The sequence below is a fragment of the Domibacillus sp. F004 genome, from assembly GCF_057814295.1.
The window spans coordinates 1-487 of the sequence record NZ_JBVATB010000025.1 but is presented as its reverse complement, the minus strand read 5'-3'; the positions used below and the strand labels follow the sequence as shown (position 1 = coordinate 487).

At 56.5% G+C, this 487-nt stretch carries 1 rRNA gene; it reads left to right on the top strand.

The features are described 5' to 3' along the window. Nucleotides 1-487, top strand: a 16S ribosomal RNA gene (locus tag ACZYRN_RS19235); the annotation flags it as partial.

The window sequence follows — 487 nt, the reverse complement described above, 5'->3', positions numbered from 1 at the left end:
CCTTGACGGTACCTGACCAGAAAGCCACGGCTAACTACGTGCCAGCAGCCGCGGTACTACGTAGGTGGCAAGCGTTGTCCGGAATTATTGGGCGTAAAGCGCGCGCAGGCGGTCTTTTAAGTCTGATGTGAAAGCCCACGGCTCAACCGTGGAGGGTCATTGGAAACTGGAAGACTTGAGTGCAGAAGAGAAGAGCGGAATTCCACGTGTAGCGGTGAAATGCGTCGAGATGTGGAGGAACACCAGTGGCGAAGGCGGCTCTTTGGTCTGTAACTGACGCTGAGGCGCGAAAGCGTGGGGAGCAAACAGGATTAGATACCCTGGTAGTCCACGCCGTAAACGATGAGTGCTAAGTGTTGGGGGGTTTCCGCCCCTCAGTGCTGCAGCTAACGCATTAAGCACTCCGCCTGGGGAGTACGGCCGCCAGGCTGAAACTCAAAGGAATTGACGGGGGCCCGCACAAGCGGTGGAGCATGTGGTTTAATTC